This window comes from Acinetobacter sp. 809848 (assembly GCF_000581275.1).
In the GTDB taxonomy this organism is placed as follows: Bacteria; Pseudomonadota; Gammaproteobacteria; order Pseudomonadales; family Moraxellaceae; genus Acinetobacter; species Acinetobacter pittii.
Genome location: NZ_JEXG01000078.1, coordinates 1 through 3,597 on the forward strand (window position 1 = coordinate 1; position 3,597 = coordinate 3,597).

Genomic DNA, 3,597 nt, shown 5'->3' on the forward strand with positions numbered 1-3,597 from the left:
AAATCACCAATTTTACATTCAGCCCAGCTCTGTGCACTGACAATTAATAGGCTAAGAATCAATATATTTTTTCTCATTATTTCACCTTAATTTTATTGTGATTTTTGATTGTATGGTAAAAGTTTAAGGTTTAGAAATTTTTCAGATAAAGAGATAATAGGTCAAGTATGCTAAGAATTATTTGATAGCTAGTCTTCTAAAATTAATATAAATCTTGTTCCGATAACTTTGGGTTTCCTTTAAAAATAAATAATCCAAAAGCTAAGCCCCGATTACCGAGACTTAGCTTTTAAAAATAATTTTAAATTAAAAAATTACTTATTTGATGTCTGCAAATTCAGAAACAGGTTTGTTCACTTCAACTTTTGTGCCACCGAATTTTTCGCTCACAAACTTTTGAACTTTAGGTAAGTGGTAAAGTTCGCCAAGTTTTGTATAGATCGGGTCGTTTTTGTTCGCTTCAGCAACACCCAACAAATTCACATAAAGCTTTGTAGACTGGTCAATAGGCTCACGGAAGATAGAATCTTTCATTACATTGAGGCCACCCTCAAGTGCCAATGTATTACCCAACACAATTGCGTCTACATCGTTTTTAACACGAACTGCTGTAGTCATTTGAATTGGTTTTAATTGTAAGTTTTTAGGGTTTTCAACGACGTCATTGGTCGTCCCTTTTACAGGATCAAAGTCTGGTTTGAGTTTAATCAGTTTAGCAGATTGTAATAATGTTAAAGCACGCGCTTCGTTAGCAGTGTCGTTTGGAATCGCGATAGTCGCGCCTTGTGGGAACTCTTCAACAGATTTAACTTTATTTGCATAAATACCCATTGGCTCTAGATAAGTTGTCGCAACAGCAGCAACTTTAGCTGTATTTGAAGAGTTATAAGCTGCCAAATAGTTAAATGACTGGAACGCATTTACGTCTTGTTCGCCACTTGCTACAGATGTATTCAATACAACATAGTCAGTCAGGTTAGTCACTTCGAGTTTAATGCCCGCTTGAGCAGTTTCAGGAAGCGTTGCAACGTATTTCCATACGTCAGTGTCTGAACCTGTTGAAACCAATTTAATAGTTCGAACTGACTCAGTTTTGTCTTTAGCTGATGCTGTATTTTCAGTTTTTGCAGGTTCTTTATTACATGCAGTCAGTGTTAGAACAGATGCGCTGAACAGAACACTAAATAATTTTTTCATAGATACATCCTAAAATAGGAAACGCCTATCTTTCAAAAGAGTCAGGCATTGCCAACCAATGGGTCAAAATACAATTTTGGGGCGGAAATAATTTCCTGATATCGGGTTTAGAAAACTGAATTCAGCATCATTCCTTCCTTGAACTTGCTCGCTGAACAATAGAATTATGTTTTGAAACAGTTTCTAAATATTGGCTCATCATATATCAATAAATGAATATTCTACAAATAACTTGTTCGATTCTGATATATAGAAGCTTAATTGGTAAGATATTGAAAATAAAAAATATATTATATAAATATAGTAATTTTGATTAAAATATATACTTGTTTGATTTATATGAAATTTTCAGGATTTATTAGCAGTATTTAAGCTAAATCTTACTGTAATGTAGACACTAGGTATAAAAAAAAGCCCTTGTCATTAACAAGGGCTTTTTAAGAATCTGGCGGAAGCGGTGAGATTCGAACTCACGGAGGACTCACACCCTCGTCGGTTTTCAAGACCGGTGCATTAAACCGCTCTGCCACGCTTCCATGTGCGTAAGAATACAAAGCTTATTCATTTTATTCAAGAAAAATATCATCGCTTTGTGTTCAAGTGCGTATTGTTTCATCAATTTTACAGTTGGGCAGCCAATTCTGCTCCTTCTTTGATCGCACGCTTGGCATCTAGCTCTGCTGCAAGCTTTGCACCACCAATAATATGATAGTTCGCTATAGTCGACTCACCTTCTTTTGGCATCAAGTCTTTTACCGACTCTTGACCTGCACACACCACAACCGTATCTACACGTAAAAGTTGATCTTGCCCATTGTGCTCAATCCAAAGCCCTTCATCAGTGACTGCTTTATATTGCACACCACGCAGCATACGTACGCCATGCTTTTTAAGCTGTGCACGATGGACCCAACCTGAAGTTTTGCCTAGACCAATACCAAGTGGTGTGGTTTTACGTTGCAATAAATAAATTTCACGGATCGCTGGTTCAACGACTGGCGGCTGCATCCCCCCTTCAGAAACATAATTCGGATCTGGGTCTACACCCCATTCACGTTGCCAGTCGGCTAAAGGTTGAGGCTGTGGTTGATGTGGCGGTTTAAGTAAAAATTCTGACACGTCAAAACCAATACCACCCGCACCAATCACTGCAACCTTTTGCCCGACTTCTGCCCCTTTCAAAACTTGAGCATACGAAAGGACTTGTGGTGCGTCACTTCCTTCAATTTTTAATGCGCGAGGGATTACACCAGTTGCAACAATTACTTCATCAAAACCTTCACGTTCAAGTTGTTCACGATTTACGCGAGTATTTAAACGTACGTCCACCCCTGTTTTTTCGAGTTGGACTTTAAAGTAGCGGATCGTCTCGTGAAATTCTTCTTTGCCTGGTACAACTTTGGCAAAGTTAAATTGACCGCCTACATCCGATGTTGCTTCAAACAAAGTGACTGCATGACCACGACTTGCCGCAACAGTTGCCGCCGACATACCCGCTACTCCACCGCCCACAACTGCAATTCGCTTAGGCTGTTTAGTCTTTAAATAGACCAGTTCTGTTTCATGGCCTGCACGTGGGTTAACCAAACAAGATACACGCTTATTTTTAAAAGCATGGTCTAAACAGGCTTGGTTACATGCAATACAGGTATTAATTTCATCAACACGGTTAGTCGCAGTTTTATTTACCCAAAATGCATCGGCCAATAAAGGACGCGCCATTTGAACCATATCTGCTTTACCAGTTGCCAAAATTTCTTCGGCAGTTTCAGGCATGTTAATACGGTTTGAAGCAATAATCGGAATAGAAATATGCTGTTTTACATGAGCAGTGTAGTCAACAAAAGCTGCACGAGGCACAGATGTTACAATGGTCGGCACACGAGCTTCATGCCAGCCAATGCCGGTATTTAATAAAGTCACACCTGCTTTTTCTAAAGCTTTGGCTACAGTCACCACCTCTTGCATGGTGTTACCGTCATGGACTAAATCGAGTAAAGACAAGCGGAAACAGATAATAAATTTCTCACCGACTTTGGCACGAATCGCTTTAACAATCTCGACTGGAAAGCGCATACGGTTTTCAATTTCACCACCCCAACGGTCAGTACGCTGGTTCACGTGGCGACTTAAAAACTGGTTAATGAGATAACCTTCCGAGCCCATAATTTCGACACCGTCATAACCTGCTTTTTTAGCGATATCGGCGCACTGAGCGTAATCTTCTATTGTGCTCAGAATATTTTTTTCAGAAAGCTGGCGTGGTTTAAAAGGTGAAATTGGAGATTTAATTGCAGTTGAAGACACAACAAATGGCTGGTAACCGTAGCGACCTGCATGCAAAATTTGCATTAAGATTTTTGAACCATGTTTATGCACAGCATGTGTAACCAGACGATG

2 protein-coding genes, 1 tRNA gene and 1 pseudogene are annotated in these 3,597 nt (G+C 39.3%); all 4 read right to left on the minus strand.

Annotated features, from left to right (window positions below; genetic code table 11):
• A pseudogene (locus tag J536_RS25790) lies at positions 1-77 on the minus strand (DUF4882 domain-containing protein); the annotation flags it as partial.
• A gap of 241 nt (positions 78-318) precedes the next feature.
• Positions 319-1,197 (minus strand): MetQ/NlpA family ABC transporter substrate-binding protein, encoded by an 879-nt coding sequence (locus J536_RS23460; protein ID WP_002118503.1) that lies wholly within the window; start codon positions 1,195-1,197, stop codon positions 319-321.
• A gap of 446 nt (positions 1,198-1,643) precedes the next feature.
• Positions 1,644-1,733: transfer RNA gene (locus J536_RS23465), tRNA-Ser, on the minus strand.
• Between the two features lie 85 nt (positions 1,734-1,818).
• Positions 1,819-3,597, minus strand: a 1,779-nt coding sequence (locus tag J536_RS23470; protein WP_032064149.1) for an NADPH-dependent 2,4-dienoyl-CoA reductase, incomplete at its 5' end; no start/stop codon positions are given.